At 70.8% G+C, this 18,362-nt stretch carries 15 protein-coding genes and 1 riboswitch; of the genes, 13 read left to right on the forward strand and 2 right to left on the reverse strand.

Annotated elements, in window-relative coordinates:
• Nucleotides 1-41 precede the first annotated feature (41 nt).
• The 13 genes from ACWCQM_RS31475 (at nt 42) to ACWCQM_RS31535 (ending at nt 14,899) form a co-directional block, all read left to right on the forward strand.
• Nucleotides 42-692, forward strand: a complete 651-nt coding sequence (locus ACWCQM_RS31475) for a hypothetical protein (RefSeq protein WP_450918478.1) — start codon at nt 42-44, stop codon at nt 690-692.
• Entirely contained in the window at nt 689-2,245 is a 1,557-nt protein-coding gene (locus ACWCQM_RS31480) for a protein kinase domain-containing protein (RefSeq protein ID WP_450918479.1), read from the forward strand. The genes ACWCQM_RS31475 and ACWCQM_RS31480 overlap by 4 nt, the downstream gene beginning before the upstream one ends.
• Nucleotides 2,246-2,414: 169 nt before the next feature.
• Nucleotides 2,415-3,071 (forward strand): SurA N-terminal domain-containing protein, encoded by a 657-nt coding sequence (locus ACWCQM_RS31485; protein ID WP_450918480.1) that lies wholly within the window; start codon nt 2,415-2,417, stop codon nt 3,069-3,071.
• 29 nt (nt 3,072-3,100) lie between these two features.
• A complete protein-coding gene (locus tag ACWCQM_RS31490) occupies nt 3,101-4,129 on the forward strand; it encodes a nucleoside triphosphate pyrophosphohydrolase (RefSeq protein ID WP_450918481.1) in 1,029 nt (342 codons plus the stop codon).
• Entirely contained in the window at nt 4,126-5,421 is a 1,296-nt protein-coding gene (locus tag ACWCQM_RS31495; RefSeq protein WP_450918482.1) for a cytochrome P450 family protein, read from the forward strand. The genes ACWCQM_RS31490 and ACWCQM_RS31495 overlap by 4 nt, the downstream gene beginning before the upstream one ends.
• A 105-nt stretch (nt 5,422-5,526) precedes the next feature.
• A complete protein-coding gene (locus tag ACWCQM_RS31500) occupies nt 5,527-6,516 on the forward strand; it encodes a transglycosylase family protein (RefSeq protein WP_450918483.1) in 990 nt (329 codons plus the stop codon).
• Between the two features lie 313 nt (nt 6,517-6,829).
• Nucleotides 6,830-7,001, forward strand: a riboswitch (cyclic di-AMP (ydaO/yuaA leader).
• Nucleotides 7,002-7,697, forward strand: a complete 696-nt coding sequence (locus ACWCQM_RS31505) for a transglycosylase family protein (RefSeq protein WP_450918484.1) — start codon at nt 7,002-7,004, stop codon at nt 7,695-7,697.
• 360 nt (nt 7,698-8,057) lie between these two features.
• Nucleotides 8,058-9,344: a phosphopyruvate hydratase gene (eno, locus tag ACWCQM_RS31510; protein ID WP_014155837.1), complete on the forward strand. Its 1,287-nt coding sequence runs from the start codon at nt 8,058-8,060 to the stop codon at nt 9,342-9,344.
• Nucleotides 9,345-9,436: 92 nt separating this feature from the next.
• Nucleotides 9,437-9,907 carry an FtsB family cell division protein gene (locus tag ACWCQM_RS31515; protein WP_073753117.1) on the forward strand — a complete coding sequence of 157 codons (471 nt, stop codon included), beginning with the start codon at nt 9,437-9,439 and terminating at the stop codon, nt 9,905-9,907.
• A 70-nt stretch (nt 9,908-9,977) separates the two neighbouring features.
• Entirely contained in the window at nt 9,978-10,511 is a 534-nt protein-coding gene (locus ACWCQM_RS31520) for a DUF501 domain-containing protein (protein WP_450918553.1), read from the forward strand.
• Nucleotides 10,512-10,545: 34 nt separating this feature from the next.
• Complete coding sequence (locus ACWCQM_RS31525) at nt 10,546-11,487, forward strand: Ppx/GppA phosphatase family protein (protein ID WP_450918485.1); 942 nt, start codon at nt 10,546-10,548, stop codon at nt 11,485-11,487.
• Nucleotides 11,488-11,935: 448 nt separating this feature from the next.
• Nucleotides 11,936-13,342, forward strand: coding sequence for an NAD(P)/FAD-dependent oxidoreductase (locus ACWCQM_RS31530; protein WP_073753110.1), 1,407 nt, complete (start codon nt 11,936-11,938; stop codon nt 13,340-13,342).
• Nucleotides 13,343-13,594: 252 nt separating this feature from the next.
• A complete protein-coding gene (locus ACWCQM_RS31535; protein ID WP_450918486.1) occupies nt 13,595-14,899 on the forward strand; it encodes a class I SAM-dependent methyltransferase in 1,305 nt (434 codons plus the stop codon).
• 72 nt (nt 14,900-14,971) lie between these two features.
• On the opposite strand, the gene ACWCQM_RS31540 is transcribed toward ACWCQM_RS31535, so the two are convergent.
• Both ACWCQM_RS31540 and ACWCQM_RS31545 read right to left on the reverse strand, forming a co-directional pair.
• Nucleotides 14,972-17,503 (reverse strand): ABC transporter permease, encoded by a 2,532-nt coding sequence (locus tag ACWCQM_RS31540; RefSeq protein WP_450918487.1) that lies wholly within the window; start codon nt 17,501-17,503, stop codon nt 14,972-14,974.
• A 56-nt stretch (nt 17,504-17,559) separates the two neighbouring features.
• Nucleotides 17,560-18,327 carry an ABC transporter ATP-binding protein gene (locus ACWCQM_RS31545; RefSeq protein WP_267075275.1) on the reverse strand — a complete coding sequence of 256 codons (768 nt, stop codon included), beginning with the start codon at nt 18,325-18,327 and terminating at the stop codon, nt 17,560-17,562.
• Nucleotides 18,328-18,362 lie beyond the last annotated feature (35 nt).

The following is an 18,362-nucleotide window of genomic DNA, read 5'->3' on the forward strand; positions in this document are numbered from 1 at the left end:
CTCACTGCACACGTCCGACACACGCCCTCCGGGAGCAGCACATGCACGGCTACGGCTATCCGCCGGAGCAGCAGCCGAAGCGTCGTCCGTCCTCGGCCACGCTGGTCACGCTGCGCGTGGTCTTCGTCGCGCTCACCCTGCTGAGCTGCGGGCTCCTCTCCTGGGCGGCGATGCTGCGCCTGGCGATCGTCACCCGCAGGAAGCGCGACTGGTGGCTGTTCGGCCTGGTGATCGCGCTGAACGTCGGACTCATCGCCTATCTCGGGTCGTTGCCCGACGAGGAGGAGGTGATGTCCGACGCGCAGGCGCTCATCACCCTCACCTGGATGCTGGTGCTCTTCGCCGGCACGGTCACCTATTACCTCTACGCGGAGATCCGCCACTTCGGCCCGTACGGAGGCCCGCAGACGGGGCCGTACGGATACGGCGCCCCGCACCCAGGTGCGTCCGTGCCGGGATACGGGCAGCAGACCGTGCCCGTCCAGCCCGCAGTCGCCCCGTCCTACGGCTACCCGCCCGCGCCGCCCCAGCAGACCGTTCCGGCGCAGCCGCAGCCGCAGCCGCAGCAGCAGCCCGCCCCCACGCCCCCGGCCGACACCCCCAGGCCCCACGCGCCCCAGCGGCTGGACCAGGTGCGCGCCGAGCTCGACGAGCTGAGCGACTACCTCCGCAAGGAGGGCGACGGCCGGTGAACGGGCGTGTCATCGCCGGGCGTTACGAGCTGGCGACCATTCTCGGCCAGGGCGGCATGGGCCAGGTCTGGACGGCGTACGACCAGCGCCTGGACCGCAGGGTCGCGGTGAAGCTCCTGCGCCCGGACCGGGTGGCGGGCCCCTCCGGCAGCGAGGCCGCCGACGATCTGCGCCGCAGGTTCGTCCGGGAGTGCCGGGTCACCGCGCAGGTCGACCACCCCGGTCTGGTCACGGTGCACGACGCGGGGAGCGACGGCGAGGACCTCTATCTCGTCATGCAGTACGTCGAGGGCGCGGACCTCGCCGACCATCTTGCCGAGCACGACCCCTACCCGTGGCCCTGGGCCGTCGCGATCGCCGCCCAGCTCTGCGCGGTGCTCTCCGCCGTGCACGCGGTACCGATCGTCCACCGCGACCTCAAGCCGCGCAACGCGATGGTGAAGCCCGACGGCACGGTCACCGTGCTCGACCTGGGCATCGCCTCCGTCATGGACACCGACACCACCCGTCTCACGCACACGGGTTCACCGATCGGCTCCCCGGCCTACATGGCGCCCGAGCAGGCGATGGGTGGCGCCGTCGGCCCGTACACCGACCTGTACGCCCTGGGGGTGCTCCTGCACGAACTCCTCAGCGGTGACGTGCCGTTCGCCGGGTCCACGGCCCTCGGCGTCCTGCACCGCCATCTCTACGAGCCGCCCCTGCCGGTCCGCCACCTCAGGCCCGAGGTCCCCGAGGCGCTCGAAGTCCTCGTCCTGCGACTGCTCTCCAAGGACCCCCAGCACCGGCCCGCCTCCGCCCAGGAGGTCTACGAGTCCCTGCGGCCCCTGCTGCCCTCCGGCGGCTCGCCGTCCGGGCCGCTCGACCCGACCCGCCCCTTCCTCCGCCCGCACGCGCCCTGGCCCGACCGCGCAGCCACCCCGGCGCCGGTGCCGGTCCCCGCCCAGCAGGTGCCCGCGGCGCCGCACGAGCCGCCCGCCCGCCCGGACGTGGCGCGGGCCGTCGACGACGTGAAGCGGCTGCTCGGCGAGGGCCGCATCACCCAGGCCGTCGACATCCTCGGGGGCATCCTTCCGGCCGCCGCGGCGGAGCACGGCGAGCACTCGCCCGTCGTCCGCATCCTGCGCAAGCAGTACGCCGCCACGCTCATGGACGACGGCCAGTACCGCCGCGCCCTCCCCGAGCTCCGCCGCCTCGCCGACGACCGCGCGGCGGAGGCCGGCCCGGCCGACTCCCAGACCCTGCAGTTCCGTTACGACGCCGCGCAGTGCCTGGAGCAGCTCGGCGAGGCCGCCGCGGCGCTCGCCGAGTACCGCGCGGTCCTCCCCTTCTACGAGAACGGCTACGCCCACTCCGGGGGCCCCGGCAGGGCCTTCGACATCCGCCACCGGATCGGCCATCTGCTGCTCGGGGCCGGCGACCACGCGGCGGGCCGCGCCCAGTTGCAGGCGCTCCTGTACGACACGGAGCGGGCGTACGGCCCCCATCACCCGCTCCCCACGGAGCTGCGCAGGCAGCTGGCCCACCACCAGGACGTCCGCGGCTCGGTGTGAGCCGCGGGTTGGCCGAAAAGGGCGGGCCGAGGGGTTTTCGGTTCCGACCCCACACCCACGGGTCCGGAAATCGTTGGTCGAAGCAGTGGCCCGAATCACGTCCACTGCCTAACATCGATCACCGCAAGGCTTTGTGCACTGATGCACAAACTCTCCCCGGGAGGCTCCTTTGCACCGCCGTCGTCGCACCGCGCTCGCCCTTTCCGCCGCCGCACTCCTCGCGGCCCCGCTCCTGACGGCCTGCGGCAGCGAGGCCCATCCCGGTGCCGCGGCCGTCGTCGGCGGCGACCGGATCGACGTGGCCACGGTCCAGGCGCAGGCGGCGGACGTGCGCAGCGCCCAGCGGACCTCGGCACAGTCCGACGAGCTGGTGAAGAAGTCGGGACAGCTGAACCGCGCCAAGCTGCACAGCCTGATCTTCGGCCGGGTCCTGGACCGGGCCGCCGAGGACGCCGGGGTCAGCGTCAGCCGCAAGGAGATCCAGCAGATCCAGGCGGCGGCGGCCCAGCAGTCCGGTGGCGCCCAGGGGCTTCGGACGGTGATGCTGGAGCAGCGCTGGGTCGCCCCCGGCCAGATCGAGGCGGACCTGCGCAAGGAGGTCCAGCTCCCGAAGCTGGCGCAGGCGCTCGGCGCCGACCTGCAGACCCCGGCCGGCCAGCAGGCCGTCGGGAAGGCGCTCACCGAGGCGTCGAAGTCGCTGCACATCGACGTCAATCCGCGCTACGGCAGCTGGGACGACGCGAAGGTCCAGCTCAGCACCTACGAGTCCCCCTGGATCAACCAGGTCACCACCTTCCAGGCGCAGGAGCCCGAGGCAGGCGCCTGACCCTGCGGGGCCGGGGGTAGGTTCGGGGTGTGAACGCTGAAGATCCCGGCCGTATCGTCCTGCTCACCGCCAGCCACCGTGTCGCGCCGGGGCTCCTGTCCTGGCCCGCCTGGCAGACGCTGCACGCCGCCGACCGGGTGGTGTGCGCGGAGGGGGAGCACCCGCAGCTGCCGTATCTGCGGGAGGCGGGCGTCGCCGTCGAGCACGCCGTGCCCTCGGCCGACGAGCTGGTGGACGACTGCGCGGGCGGCCGGACCGTGGTGGTGCTGGTGGGCGGCGAGGGCAATCAGCCGCTCACCGACGGACTGGCCAGGCTCGGCGGTTCCGGCCGGGTGCGGATGCCGGACCTGGAGCTGCTGCCCGGTTCGTACGACCTGCCGGGGGCGCGTCTCCTGGATCTGGTCCAGGTCATGGACCGTATCCGGCGTGAATGCCCGTGGACCTCGCAGAAGACGCACGAGGGCCTCGCGAAGTACGCCATCGAGGAGGCGTACGAACTCGTCGAGGCCATCGAGGACGGTGACCGCGAGGAGCTGCGGGAGGAGCTCGGCGACGTACTCCTCCAGGTCGTCTTCCACGCCCGGATCGCGCAGGAGGACCCCGAGGAGCCGTTCGGCGTCGACGACGTCGCGGCCACGATCGTCGACAAGCTGATCCACCGTCATCCCCATGTGTTCGGCGACGAGACCGCCGAGACCCCGGAGGACGTCCACGCGCACTGGCTGCGTACGAAGGCGATCGAGAAGCAGCGCGCCTCGGTCACCGACGGGGTGCCGCTCGGGCAGCCCGGCCTCGCGCTCGCGGCCAAGCTCGGCAGCCGGGCCCGTACGGCGGGGATCGACGCCGCGCTCCCCCAGGGGGACGGCGTCGGCTACCGGCTGCTGGCCCTGGCCGTGAGCGCCGAGCAGGACGGCACCGATCCGGAGGCCGCCCTGCGGGCCGCCGCCCGCGCCTACCGGGACGCGATCCGGGCGGCGGAGGGGCTCGGGACCGCCCGGGAGGGTGCCGGGGACGCCCCGGACGGCGGCGGGAGCGCTCCGGATAGCGTCGAGGGGTGAACGACAGCCCCGGGGCGGCATCCGCGCCCGACGCAGCACCCGAACTCTTCACCTGGGAGTTCGCCTCCGATCCGTATCCCGCCTACGCCTGGCTCCGCGAGCACAGCCCCGTGCACCGCACGGCGCTGCCCAGCGGGGTCGAGGCGTGGCTGGTGACCCGGTACGCGGATGCCAGGCAGGCCCTCGCCGACACCCGCCTCTCCAAGAACCCGGCGCACCACGCGGGGTCGGCGAACGCCAAGGGCAAGACGGGCATCCCGGGGGAGCGCAAGGCGGAGCTGATGACGCATCTGCTGAACATCGACCCCCCGGACCACACCCGGCTGCGCCGGCTCGTGTCCAAGGCGTTCACCCCGCGCCGGGTCGCGGAGTTCGCGCCGCGCGTGCAGGAGCTGACGGACCACCTCATCGACTCGTTCATCGAGGAGGGGAAGGCGGACCTCATCCATGACTTCGCCTTCCCGCTGCCCATCTACGCGATCTGCGACCTGCTCGGGGTGCCGCGCGAGGACCAGGACGACTTCCGCGACTGGGCGGGCATGATGATCCGCCACGGCGGCGGCCCGCGCGGCGGGGTGGCCAGGTCGGTCAAGAAGATGCGCGGTTATCTCGCCGAACTCATCCACCGCAAGAGGGAGAATCCCGGCGACGACCTGATCTCCGGGCTGATCCGGGCGAGTGACCACGGCGAGCACCTCAGCGAGAACGAGGCCGCGGCGATGGCCTTCATCCTTCTCTTCGCCGGCTTCGAGACCACCGTGAACCTCATCGGCAACGGCACGTACGCGCTGCTGCGCGACCCGGCCCAGCGCGAGCGCCTGGAGCGCTCCCTCGAAGCGGGGGAGACGGAGCTGCTCGCCACGGGCATCGAGGAGCTGCTGCGCTACGACGGGCCGGTGGAGCTCGCGACCTGGCGGTACGCCACCGAGCCCGTGACGCTGGGGGGCCAGGAGATCGCGGCGGGGGACCCCGTTCTCGTGGTTCTGGCCGCTGCGGATCGTGATCCGGCCAGATTCCAGGATGCGGACACCCTGGATCTCGCGCGGAGTGACAATCAGCACCTCGGATACGGGCACGGCATCCACTACTGCCTGGGTGCTCCGCTGGCCCGTCTGGAGGGCCAGGTGGCTCTGGCGACGCTGCTGCGGCGCCTCCCCGACCTGCGGCTCGCTGCGGAACCTGCCGATTTGCGCTGGCGGGGCGGGCTCATCATGCGTGGACTGCGCACGCTTCCTGTCGAGTTCGAACCGGGGCGCCCGGCCGAAAAAAGTGACAGCCTGTCAACTCTGTGACTTTCACGTGATCTCCGCTGCATCGACTTGTGACACACGTTCGAGTAGGGCTAGGTTCACCGTTCGACTCACCCGTCACATGTCAGTCACACGGAAGGCAATCCCATGGGCTCCGCGACCGGCAGACACCGTCGCCCTCGCCAGGCACCCGCCATCGTCGTCGCCGCAGGCGTCACGGGATCGGCCATCGCCATCCCGCTCCTCGGTGCCGGCGGCGCACAGGCCGCAGACGCCACGACCTGGGACCGGGTCGCGGAGTGCGAGAGCGGCGGCATGTGGAGCGCCGACCTCGGCAACGGTTACTACGGCGGCCTGCAGTTCTCGCAGGAGACGTGGTCGGCCTACGGCGGCAAGGACTACGCCCCCAGGGCTGACCTCGCCAGCCGCTCGCAGCAGATAGCCGTCGCCGAGAAGGTGCTGGACGACAAGGGCCCGCAGGCGTGGCCCAGCTGCGCCGTGATCTCCGGGCTCGCCCTGGACGGGACGCTGCCGGGTGTCGACCCGGGCGGCGAGCCCTCCGCCGAGTCCTCGGACACCGCGACCGGGTCCGAGACCCCCTCCGACGAGGCCTCCGACGAGGCCGACGGTTCGGAGAAGTCGGACAAGGCCAAGGACAAGTCCGGCGCAAAGACGGACAAGAGCGATGAAGTGGACGCCTCCACGGGTGCCGACGCGTCGCCGTCCGCCACTCCGTCGCCCGAGGCCTCGGAGAGGTCCGGCGCGTCGAAGGGTGATGCCGCGAAGGGCGGGAAGCACCGCGGCACCCCCGCCCCCGAGGCGAGCGCGAGCACGGGCTCGGAGCTGGGGAGCGGACGCGAGTCCGGCCGCCACGCCTCCCGGGGCGACTCCGACGCGCGCCAGGGTGCGGACAGCACGTACACCGTCCGCTCGGGCGACAACCTCTGGGCGATCGCCGACGCGCAGGAGCTCCCCGGCGGCTGGCCCGCGCTCTATGAGGCCAACAAGAGTGAGCTGGGCTCCGACCCGGACCTGATCCTCCCCGGCCAGAACCTCGTCCTCGACGTCGCGGCGGACGCCGCCGACGCCCGGACGGACGCAGCCGACGCCCAGGCGGAGGCCGTGTCCGGCAGCTGATCCGGCGGTTGATCCACAACTGATCCAAAGCGGGAAAACACCCCGAAATCAGGGGTAGTTCAGAGGCCTATGTCCACTTATGCGTAAGTGAGACATGGGTCTCTTTGCTTCAATTGCCGCGCTCCGCCTGTCCGGTCCGTCCATATTGGCTCCGACCTGCGCAAACGGCTCGACGCACCATTCCGGTTCATGTTGATTGACCGTTATGTCCATCTTTGAATGTAGGGGTTGCGTGTGTTTACGGTCGGAGCCGCTCGCACCGCGGGCACCTTCGACCGTCACGCCGAATCCTGCCGTCGGACGAAGGGAACCGACGCGTAAAGCGCCGTAGGCAGGAGCGGGGGACCCAGGTAAGCGCCGGACCCGGCCGTCGGAAGACGGACGCGGGCACGGCTCGGGGTGAAGTCGTCCGCGAGTGCGGGCGACCGGGCAACTCACAGGCCCGAACCCGACAGCTCACCTCGTAGGCGTCGGTGAGGAGAACCATGCTGCTTTCCAGCAAGGGCAAGCACCGCCGCCCGTCCAAGGCCGTCCGTGTCGCCACCCTGGCCGGTGTCGCCGGTGCCGCCGTCGCCGTGCCGCTGATGGGCGCGACCAACGCCTCCGCCGCCTCCGTCGCCACCTGGGACGCCGTCGCGCAGTGCGAGTCCGGTGGCAACTGGTCCATCAACACCGGCAACGGCTACTACGGCGGGCTCCAGTTCTCGCAGTCCAGCTGGGCCGCCGCCGGCGGTACGCAGTACGCCGCGCGTGCCGACCTGGCCACCAAGGACCAGCAGATAGCCACCGCCGAGAAGCTCCTCGACCTCCAGGGCCCGGGCGCCTGGGCCTGCGCCGGTGCCGGCGGTCTGACGAACGACGGTGTGGACCCGGGTGTCGACACCGGCTCCGGCGCCAAGGCGGCCGAGACGAAGACCCAGCCGGAGCGCACCGCCGAGCAGCCCGCCAACCGCAGCGAGAAGCGCGCGGAGCCGAAGGCCGAGAAGACCGTCACGACCCCGACCGGCGAGAAGGTCCAGAAGGGCGACGGCGAGTACAAGGTCAAGGCCGGAGACACCCTCAGCAAGATCGCCGACGCCGAGAAGGTCAAGGGCGGCTGGGAGAAGCTCTTCAAGCTCAACGACGACATCGTCGACGACGCCGACCTGATCTTCCCGGGTCAGCAGCTCCACCTGAAGTAGTCCGGGGTCCTTCCTCCTGCCCCGGAGGCCCGGCCCGGTGCGCCCACCCCCCTGCGCGCCGGGCCGGGGCCGTGTCCGGCACCGGAAACCTTCGGTGCTGTGCGGAACGGGTTCCCGGAGGTGTTTCGGCGCTCCGCGGAATGGAGCCGCCGGGGGCCGCCGGCGGGCGCGATCGTTCAACTGTTGTAGTTACTTGCCAGTAAAATTCTGGAGCTTTGCCCGTAATACGGGCCCTTGGGTCCTTTTTCGTCCCAGGGGGCGGGCGGACGGCCGACGCAGCGGGCCGGGCCGGTTAGGCTCGTGCCGCAAGGCCACAGTGACCCTGCCCAACCAGTGTCAGATCCCAGAAGGAGATGCCTCGTGCCGTCCATCGACGTCGTCGTAGCCAGGGAAATCCTCGACTCCCGGGGCAACCCCACGGTCGAGGTCGAGGTTGGCCTCGACGACGGCAGCACGGGACGTGCTGCTGTTCCGTCCGGAGCCTCCACCGGCGCGTTCGAGGCCATTGAGCTTCGCGACGGTGACCCCAACCGTTACCAGGGCAAGGGCGTCGAGAAGGCCGTCCTCGCCGTGATCGAGCAGATCGGCCCGGAGCTCGTCGGCTACGACGCCACCGAGCAGCGCCTCATCGACCAGGCGATGTTCGACCTGGACGCCACCGAGAACAAGGGCTCCCTCGGCGCCAACGCCATCCTCGGCGTCTCGCTGGCCGTGGCGCACGCCGCGTCCGAGGCGTCCGACCTCCCGCTGTTCCGCTACCTCGGCGGCCCGAACGCGCACCTGCTGCCCGTTCCGATGATGAACATCCTGAACGGCGGCTCGCACGCCGACTCCAACGTGGACATCCAGGAGTTCATGATCGCGCCGATCGGCGCCGAGTCCTTCTCCGAGGCCCTGCGCTGGGGCGCGGAGATCTACCACACGCTGAAGAAGGTCCTGAAGACCAAGGGCCTGTCCACCGGTCTCGGTGACGAGGGCGGCTTCGCCCCCAACCTCGAGTCCAACCGCGCCGCCCTCGACCTCATCCTCGAGGCCGTCAAGGAGGCCGGCTACGTCCCCGGCCGCGACATCGCGCTCGCGCTCGACGTCGCCGCGTCCGAGTTCTACAAGGACGGCGTCTACGAGTTCGAGGGCAAGTCCCGCTCGGCCGCCGAGATGACCGAGTACTACGAGGAGCTCGTCTCCGCGTACCCGCTGGTCTCCATCGAGGACCCGCTGTACGAGGACGACTGGGCCGGCTGGAAGGTCATCACCGACAAGCTCGGCTCCAAGGTGCAGATCGTCGGTGACGACCTGTTCGTCACCAACCCCGAGCGCCTCGCCCGCGGCATCGAGGAGGGCTCGGCCAACGCCCTGCTCGTCAAGGTCAACCAGATCGGTTCGCTGACCGAGACCCTGGACGCCGTCGAGCTGGCCCAGCGCAACGGCTTCAAGTGCATGATGTCGCACCGCTCCGGTGAGACCGAGGACGTCACCATCGCCGACCTCGCCGTCGCCGTGAACTGCGGCCAGATCAAGACCGGCGCCCCGGCCCGTTCGGACCGCGTCGCCAAGTACAACCAGCTGCTGCGCATCGAGGAGATCCTCGACGACGCCGCGGTCTACGCCGGGCGTTCGGCGTTCCCGCGGTTCCGCTTCGAGGGCTGACGGCCCGAGTCCGGGCACCAGCCTCCGTCCGTCCCCGCACTCGGTCCCGTACCGTGTGCGGGGACGGACGTGCGTAACGGGGAGCGTGAGACATGGCCGGGAAGGACCGCGACCGGTTCTCCACCGCGACCAGGCTGCGGCTGCTCGGCGAGCAGACGGCGGCCCGCGTCTACCGGTCCCAGAACCGCCGTCAGGCCCGCCGCTCCCGGCTCACCGGCCGGGCCGCCTTCCTGGCGCTGATCGTCTGCTCCCTGGTGGTGGCGCTCGCCTATCCCATGCGGCAGTACATCTCCCAGCGCGACCAGATCGCCGAGCAGGAGAGGCTCTCGCAGGACGCGCGGGCGCGGACCGAGGAGCTGCGGGACGAGAAGGCGCGGCTCAAGGACGACGCGTACATCCGCCGTCTCGCCCGCGAGCACCTGCACTACGTGCTGCCCGGCGAGACCGGTTATACGGTGGTCGACCCGGACGCGGCCGAGGTGCGCCGCGGTGAGCCGGGGGAGACGGGGCGGCCCTGGCACTCGAACCTCTGGGACGGCGTCGACACCGCGGACCGGGAGTGACCCCGTCGCGGTACCGTGCCCCCTCCCCGCACCGATTCATACAGTCCGACCGATGACATTCAAGGCAGGCATGGACACGCCCCCTCCGCAGACCGAATCCACCACGCCCACCGCCGCGGACATCGCCGCGTTCGAGCTCCAGCTCGGCCGCCCGCCGCGCGGTCTGCGCGCCATCGCGCACCGCTGCCCCTGCGGCAACCCGGACGTGGTCGAGACGCAGCCCCGTCTGGAGGACGGCACGCCGTTCCCGACGACGTACTACCTGACGTGCCCGCGCGCCGCGTCCGCGATCGGCACGCTGGAGGCCAACGGGGTCATGAAGGAGATGACCGAGCGCCTGGCCACCGACCCGGAGCTGGCCGCCGCCTACCGGGCCGCGCACGAGGACTACATCGCGCGCCGCGACGCCATCGAGGTCCTGGAGGGCTTCCCGAGCGCCGGCGGCATGCCGGACCGGGTGAAGTGCCTGCACGTCCTGGTCGGCCACTCGCTGGCGGCCGGCCCCGGAGTGAACCCGCTGGGCGACGAGGCGATCGCGATGCTGCCGGAGTGGTGGGCCAAGGGCCCCTGCGTCACGCCGTGCGGCGACGCCGACGCGTCCTGACCCCGCGCGGTCCCCGTACAACCACAGGAGCCCCATGACCCGCGTTGCCGCCATCGACTGCGGTACCAACTCCATCCGCCTGCTCGTCGCGGACGCGGACCCCGCCACCGGGCACTTCACCGAGCTGGACCGCCGGATGCGGATCGTCCGTCTCGGCCAGGGGGTCGACCGGACCGGCAGGCTGGCCCCGGAGGCGCTGGAGCGCACCTTCGACGCGTGCCGCGACTACGCGGCCGTGATCAAGGAGCTCGGCGCCGAGCGCATCCGCTTCGTCGCCACCTCCGCCTCCCGGGACGCGGAGAACAGCGCCGTGTTCGTCCAGGGCGTGCTGGACATCCTGGGCGTCGAGCCCGAGGTCGTCACCGGTGACCAGGAGGCGCAGCTGTCCTTCGACGGTGCCACCAAGGAGCTGGCGGGCAGCGACCACCTGGAGAAGCCGTATCTCGTCGTGGACATCGGCGGCGGCTCCACGGAGTTCGTCGTGGGCGACGACCGGGTGCTGGCCGCCCGGTCGGTGGACATCGGCTGCGTACGCATGACCGAGCGTCATCTCGTCCAGGACGGCGCCGTGGTGGACCCGCCCACGCCCGACCGGATCGCGGCGATCCGCGCGGACATCGACGCCGCCCTGGATCTCGCCGCCGGGACCGTGCCGCTCGCCTCCGCGGCGACGCTCGTCGGCCTGGCGGGGACGGTCACGACGATCGCGGCGATCGCCCTCGGGCTGGAGGAGTACGACTCCGCGGCGATCCACCACTCCAGGGTCTCCCTGGAGCAGGTCCGGGAGATCACCGGGCGGCTGCTCGCCTCGACGCACGAGGAGCGCGCGGCGATCCCCGCGATGCACCCCGGCCGGGTCGATGTGATCGCCTCGGGCGCGCTCGTGCTGCTCGCGGTGATGGAGCGCAGCGGGGCCGCCGAGGTCGTCGTCAGCGAACACGACATCCTGGACGGGATCGCCTGGTCCGCCGCGTGATCACAGCGCCCCCGCAGGCGCGGTGAGAAGCTGCTCATACGCATTCCCGCCTGCACCTTTGAGCTCGACAAGGCTCCTTCGGACCCGTCCGGAGGAGCCTTTCGCGCGGCGCCGCCACGAAGTTCGTGAACTTCTTCACAAGGAATTCGGTCCCTCTGGGGGAAGTTCTGCACCCGGGGGGCCGCACGGGTCGTCCGCGAGGCGGCGCGGCAGTGATGCGGGGAGGTTTCGGCGGGGTGGCCGGGGCGTGTCGCGGACGGCTGGTTCATCCCGTCTGCCGCCCCAAGGGCCAGCTCACAAGCGGTGAACAACGTTCGCCAGGACCTCGTGGTTCCCCGTGCCCGCCATGACCTGGGTCACGTGGGCGGCGAAGTGTAGCAGAGGGTCGCGCATACCTTGTGAAGGGGCTCACGAGCATGCCCCCCGAGGGGGGTGGATACTCGATGGCATGAGCACCACGGAGCGTCCCAGGATCCTCGTTGTAGGCGGTGGGTACGTAGGCCTGTACGCAGCTCGTCGCATTCTGAAGAAGATGCGGTACGGGGAGGCGACCGTCACGGTCGTCGACCCTCGCTCGTACATGACGTACCAGCCCTTCCTCCCCGAAGCTGCTGCCGGCAGCATCTCGCCTCGGCATGTCGTCGTCCCGCTGCGACGCGTGCTGCCCAAGGCCGAGGTTCTCACCGGCCGTGTCACGACCATCGATCAGGACCGCAAGGTCGCCACGGTCGCGCCGCTCGTCGGCGAGGCCTACGAGCTGCCCTTCGACTACCTGGTCATCGCGATGGGCGCGGTCTCCCGCACCTTCCCGATCCCCGGCCTCGCCGAACAGGGCATCGGCATGAAGGGCATCGAGGAGTCCATCGGCCTGCGCAACCACGTCCTCGAGCAGCTGGACAAGGCCGACTCGACGACCGACGAGGACGTCCGCCGCAAGGCGCTGACGTTCGTCTTCGTGGGCGGCGGCTTCGCCGGCGCGGAGACCATCGGTGAGGTCGAGGACATGGCCCGCGACGCGGCCAAGTACTACACCAGCGTGAAGCGCGAGGACATGCGCTTCATCCTGGTCGACGCCGCCGACAAGATTCTTCCCGAGGTCGGCCCGAAGCTGGGCGCGTACGGCAAGGAGCACCTGGAGAGCCGTGGTGTCGAGGTCTACCTCTCGACCTCCATGGACTCCTGCGTCGACGGTCACGTGGTGCTGAAGAACGGCCTCGAGGTCGACTCCAGCACGATCGTGTGGACGGCCGGCGTGAAGCCGAACCCGGCCCTGGCCCGCTTCGGTCTCCCGCTCGGCCCCCGTGGCCACGTGGACACCTCCGAGAAGCTCCAGGTGCAGGGCACCGACTACATCTGGGCCGCGGGCGACAACGCCCAGGTCCCGGACATGGTCGGCCGCCGCGCGGGCAACCCGAACGCCTGGTGCCCGCCGAACGCCCAGCACGCGCTGCGTCAGGCCAAGGTCCTCGGTGACAACGTCATCTCCGGCATGCGGGGCTTCCCGCAGAAGGAGTACAGCCACGCCAACAAGGGTGCGGTCGCCGGACTCGGCCTGCACAAGGGCGTCGCGATGATCGTCATGGGCAAGGTGAAGATCAAGGTCAAGGGCCGTCTTGCCTGGTACATGCACCGCGGCTACCACGGCATGGCCATGCCGACCTGGAACCGTAAGATCCGGATCTTCGCCGACTGGACCCTGGCGATGTTCCTGAAGCGCGAGGTCGTCTCGCTCGGCGCCATGGAGACTCCGCGCGAGGAGTTCTACGAGGCCGCCAAGCCGAGCCCCGCGCCCGTCGCGGCCAAGGCCGACGGCGACAAGAGCAAGACCGAGGGCGAGAAGGCCAAGGCCTCCTAGCGCTCGTACGTCATCGAAGGGGCCGTCCGCCATCCGTGGTGCGGGCGGCCCCTTCGGCGTGCCTGCCCGCCGTCAACTAGATGGCTAATGCAGGTGTTTTGCCGTTCCGTTGCCCGGCCGGGGGATGGCATCGCGGCCGGGTTGCGTTGACGCTGGTGTACCTCGCTGCGGCCCCGAGGTGTCGCGGCCCGGTTCGGGTGCGTATATGCGAATTTAGGCACGTTCGGAAACACCACCACGGAGGTGTGCACCATGGCCGACGCCGCATCGCGGCTGACCGCTCTTGCCGAAGAGTTGCTGGGGGAGCCCCTGCCCGTCCGGATCAGGGCGTGGGACGGCAGCGAATCCGGGCCGCCGGGTGCCCCCGTCCTCGTCCTGCGCCACCGCCGCGCCCTGCGGCGCCTGCTCTGGAAGCCGGGCGAACTGGGCCTGGCCCGCGCCTGGGTGGCCGGTGAGATCGACGTGGACGGTGATCTCTACGCCGTCCTGGACTCCCTGGCCTCGCTGCTCTGGGAGCGCGGCGCCGACGCCAAGGACACCGTCCACCCCGTCCGCGACCCGAAGGTCCGGGCCTTCGCCCGCGGCCTCGTCCAGCTGGCCGGGCCCTGGCCCCCGCCGGCCCCGCCCGCGGAGGAGGTCAGACGCCGCACCGGCGCACTGCACACCAAGCGCCGCGACAAGGCGGCCATCAGCCACCACTACGACGTGGGCAACGACTTCTACGCCATGGTCCTCGGCCCGTCCATGGTCTACTCGTGCGCCTACTGGCAGGACGGCGGGAGCCTCGAAGAGGCCCAGCGGGACAAGCTCGACCTCGTCTGCCGCAAGCTCGCCCTGAAGGAGGGCGACCGGCTCCTGGACGTCGGCTGCGGCTGGGGCTCCATGGCCATCCACGCCGCCCGCGAGTACGGCGCCCGCGTCACCGGGGTGACCCTCTCCACCGAACAGGCCGCCTTCGCCCGTAAGCGCATCGCCGAGGAGGGCCTCACGGACCGGATCGAGATCCGGGTCCAGGACTACCGGGACGTCAGCGACGGCCCGTACGACGCCATCTCCTCGATCGGCATGGCCGAGCACGTCGGCACCGTCCGCTTCCGTGAGTACGCCGACGACCTCTACGCCCTCCTCAAGCCCGGCGGCCGGCTGCTCAACCACCAGATCGCCCGCCGCCCCGAGAAGGACGAGACCGCCTACCGCATCGACGACTTCATCGACTCCTACGTCTTCCCCGACGGCGAACTGGCCCCGGTCGGCCGCACCGTCGCCACCCTGGAGGAGGCCGGCTTCGAGGCCCGTGACGTCGAGGCGATCCGCGAGCACTACGCGCTGACCCTCCGCCAGTGGGTGACCAACCTGGAGAACAACTGGAAGGAGGCCGTACGGGCCACCTCGCCCGGACGCGCCAGGGTGTGGCGGCTCTACATGGCGGCCTCCGCGCTCTCCTTCGAGCACAACAAGATCGGCGTCAACCAGATCCTCGTGGTGCGTCCGCGGGAGGGCGGCGCCGCTGACATGCCGCTGCGGGCCCGCGACTGGACGGCGTCGGCGAACGGCTGACGACGGCTGGTCCGCACACACGGAAGGGCCGGTACCCGCGGGTACCGGCCCTTCCCGTACGGAGCCGGCGGGCTACTCCGTCTTGATCGCGGTCAGCATGTTCAGCTTCGCGCCGCTGCGGGCCGGCCAGAGGGAGGCCAGGACGCCCACCAGGCCCGCGAGGACGAGGAAGACGGCGAGCCGGTCCCAGGGGATGACCAGGGCGTAGCCCGGGATCGAGGCCGACAGGCTCTCGCCGATCGCCCAGCCCAGGAACGTACCGAGGCCCACACCGACCACCGCCCCGAAGAGCGAGATGACGACGGCCTCCAGCCGGATCATGCGCTTGACCCTGCGCCGGTCCAGACCGATCGCGCGCAGCATGCCGATTTCCTGCTGGCGTTCGTAGACCGACATGGCGAGCGTGTTGACGACGCCGAGGACCGCGATGACCAGGGCCATGGCCAGCAGCCCGTACATGATGTTCAGCGCGGTGTTGATGAAGCCGCCGAACATGTCCCGGATGCCCTGGCGGTCCATGACGCTCATCGCCGGGTTGTCGCCGAGCGCGTCGACCACGGCCTGCTCGTTGGCCTCGCTCTGGCCGCCGTCCATGGTCAGCCAGACCTCGCGGATGTCGGCGAGGGTCTCGTGCGGGTCGACGACGTCCTCGGCGATCAGGACCGGGGAGAGGAACTCGTTGCCCTCGTAGAGCGCGCCGACCTTCAGCGTCTCCTTCTTGTCGTCCTGGAACGTCACCGGAACGCCGTCGCCGGTCTTCCAGCCGCGCGACTTCGCGGTCTTGCGGTCGACGGCGATCTCGCCGTCCTTCAGGGAGGAGAGCGAACCGGAGACCGTCTTCAGGGCGAAGACCTTCTCGACGTCACCCGGGGTGACTCCGGAGGCCGAGATACCTTCCTCCTTGCCGACGGTCAGCCAGACGGCCCGCTGGGGGGAGGCCGCGGCGACGCCGTCCGCCGTGCGCAGGGCGGTGAGAGCCGTCTCGTCGAGCGGCTCCCCGCTGGCCATCGAGATCATGTAGTCGGCCCGGATGTTGTCCGTCGTCATCTTGTCGATGGTCTGGCCCAGCGTGACTCCGAGCACCGAGATACCGGTGACCAGGGTGAGACCGATCGCCAGGGCGGAGGCGGTGGCTCCGGTGCGCCGCGGATTGCGGACCGCGTTCTGCGCCGCCAGCTTGCCGGAGACCCCGAACACCTTGCGCAGCAGCGGGCGGAACAGGGCGATCACCGGCCGCGAGAGCAGCGGGATGAGCACGATGACGCCGATCAGGGCCAGAAAGGCCCCTCCGCCGATGAGCCAGCGGCCGTTCTCGTCGCCCTGGGCGGCACCGCCGATGATCGCGGCGGACCCGAGGAGGGTGAGGACCCCGCCGATCGAGTTCCGTACGACGAGGGACTTGGTGGTGGCCACGGCGTGCACGCTGCTCATCGCCGCCACCGGCGGGATCTTGGCGGCACGGCGGGCGGGCAGCCAGGCGGCGAACACGGTGATCAGCACACCGACGGCGAACGCCGAGACGACCGAGGCGGGGGAGACGACCAGCGGTCCGGCCGGGATCTTCCCGCCGATCACGCCCATCGCGGAGCGCAGTCCGACGGCGAGGCCGACGCCGAGCGCGAAGCCGGCCACCGACGCGACCACGCCGACGACACCGGCCTCCAGCAGGATGGCCCGCTTGACCTGCCGGCGGGAGGCGCCGACGGCGCGCATCAGGGCGAGTTCCTTGGTGCGCTGGGCGATGAGCATGGTGAACGTGTTGGCGATCAGGAACACACCGACGAAGAGCGCGATGGCCGCGAAGGCGAGCAGCATCGAGTTGAGGCTCTTGAGGCCGGACTCGGTCATCTCGGCCTCCTCGTCCGCGAGGGCCGCGCCCGTCTTGGCCTCGGCGTCCTTGGGGAGGAGGGGCTTCACCGCGGCCAGCAGCGCGGTGTCGGACGCGCCGGGCTCGGCGACGACGTTGACGTCCTTGAACTCGCCGGGCCGAAGGTAGAGCCGCTGGGCGACGTCGGTGTCGAAGAGGACGAGGCTGCCGCCGGCGTTCACGGCGCCGTCCTCGGTGGTGAAGACGCCGGAGAGGGTGTACTCCTTCACCGGGCCGTTCGTGGCGACCCGCACCGGGGCTCCCACGCGGTACTCGCCCTTGCTCGCGGTCTCCTTGTCGAGCGCGATCTCACCGTCCTTCACCGGCCCGGTGCCCTCGGTGAAGGTGTACTGCGCGTCCTTGCCGCCGGTGCCGGGGGCGAAGTTGGAGCCGGTGTTGGACCAGCCGTTGCCGATGAGCTTGCCGTCCGGGTCGGCGACGCCCGCGAAGCCGGAGACCCGTCCGGTGGCCTCCGCCACGCCGTCGATGTCCCGGATCTTCCCGAGTGTCTCCTCGTCGACGGCGGCGGTCTCCTCGTCGCCGCGCTCCGCCCAGGTCGTGACGGCGACGGCGACGTTGTCGTAGCTCTTGGCGGACTGGTTGCGGAAGGCGTTGCCGAGGGTGTCGGTGAAGACCAGGGTGCCCGAGACGAAGGCGACGCCGAGCATCACGGCGAGCACGGTCATCAGCAGCCTGGCCTTGTGCGCAAGCACATTGCGCACGGCGGTACGGAACATGTCTGTGTGTCCTGGGGATGGGTTCCGGAAGGGGGAGGGGCGGCGGGCTCGCCGGGTCAGCTGGTGCGGCCCTTCGCGTCGAACGCCTTCATCCGGTCCAGCACCTTGTCCGCGGTGGGCTGCGTCATCTCGTCGACGACGGCCCCGTCCGCCAGGAAGATCACCCGGTCCGCGTAGGACGCGGCCACCGGGTCGTGGGTCACCATCACCACGGTCTGGCCGAGCTCGCGCACCGAGTTGCGCAGGAAGCCGAGGACCTCGGCGCCGGAGCGGGAGTCGAGGTTGCCGGTCGGCTCGTCACCGAAGATGATCTCGGGCTGGGAGGCCAGGGCGCGGGCGACCGCCACGCGCTGCTGCTGGCCGCCGGAGAGCTCGGTGGGCCGGTGCTTCAGCCGCTCCGAGAGGCCCACCATGTCGATGACCTTCTCCAGCCAGGCTGCATCGGGCTTACGGCCCGCGATGTCCATCGGCAGGGTGATGTTCTCCAGCGCGGTCAGCGTGGGGAGCAGGTTGAAGGCCTGGAAGATGAAGCCGATCTTGTCCCGGCGCAGCTGGGTGAGCTGCTTGTCCTTCAGGGTCCCGAGCTCCGTCTCACCGATGCGCACGGAGCCGCTGCTGAAGCTGTCGAGACCGGCCACGCAGTGCATCAGCGTGGACTTGCCGGAGCCCGAGGGGCCCATGATGGCGGTGAACTCGCCCTGCGGGAAGTCCACGGTCACCCGGTCCAGGGCGACCACCTGGGTCTCCCCCTGGCCGTAGACCTTCGACAGCTCCGTGGCGCGGGCGGCGACCGCGGTGGTGCGGTGAACGGTGGTGGTGGTCACGGGGGTACTCCTGGTTCGGACGACTGCTTCGCGGG

It is taken from the genome of Streptomyces sp. NPDC002125 (assembly GCF_053593715.1).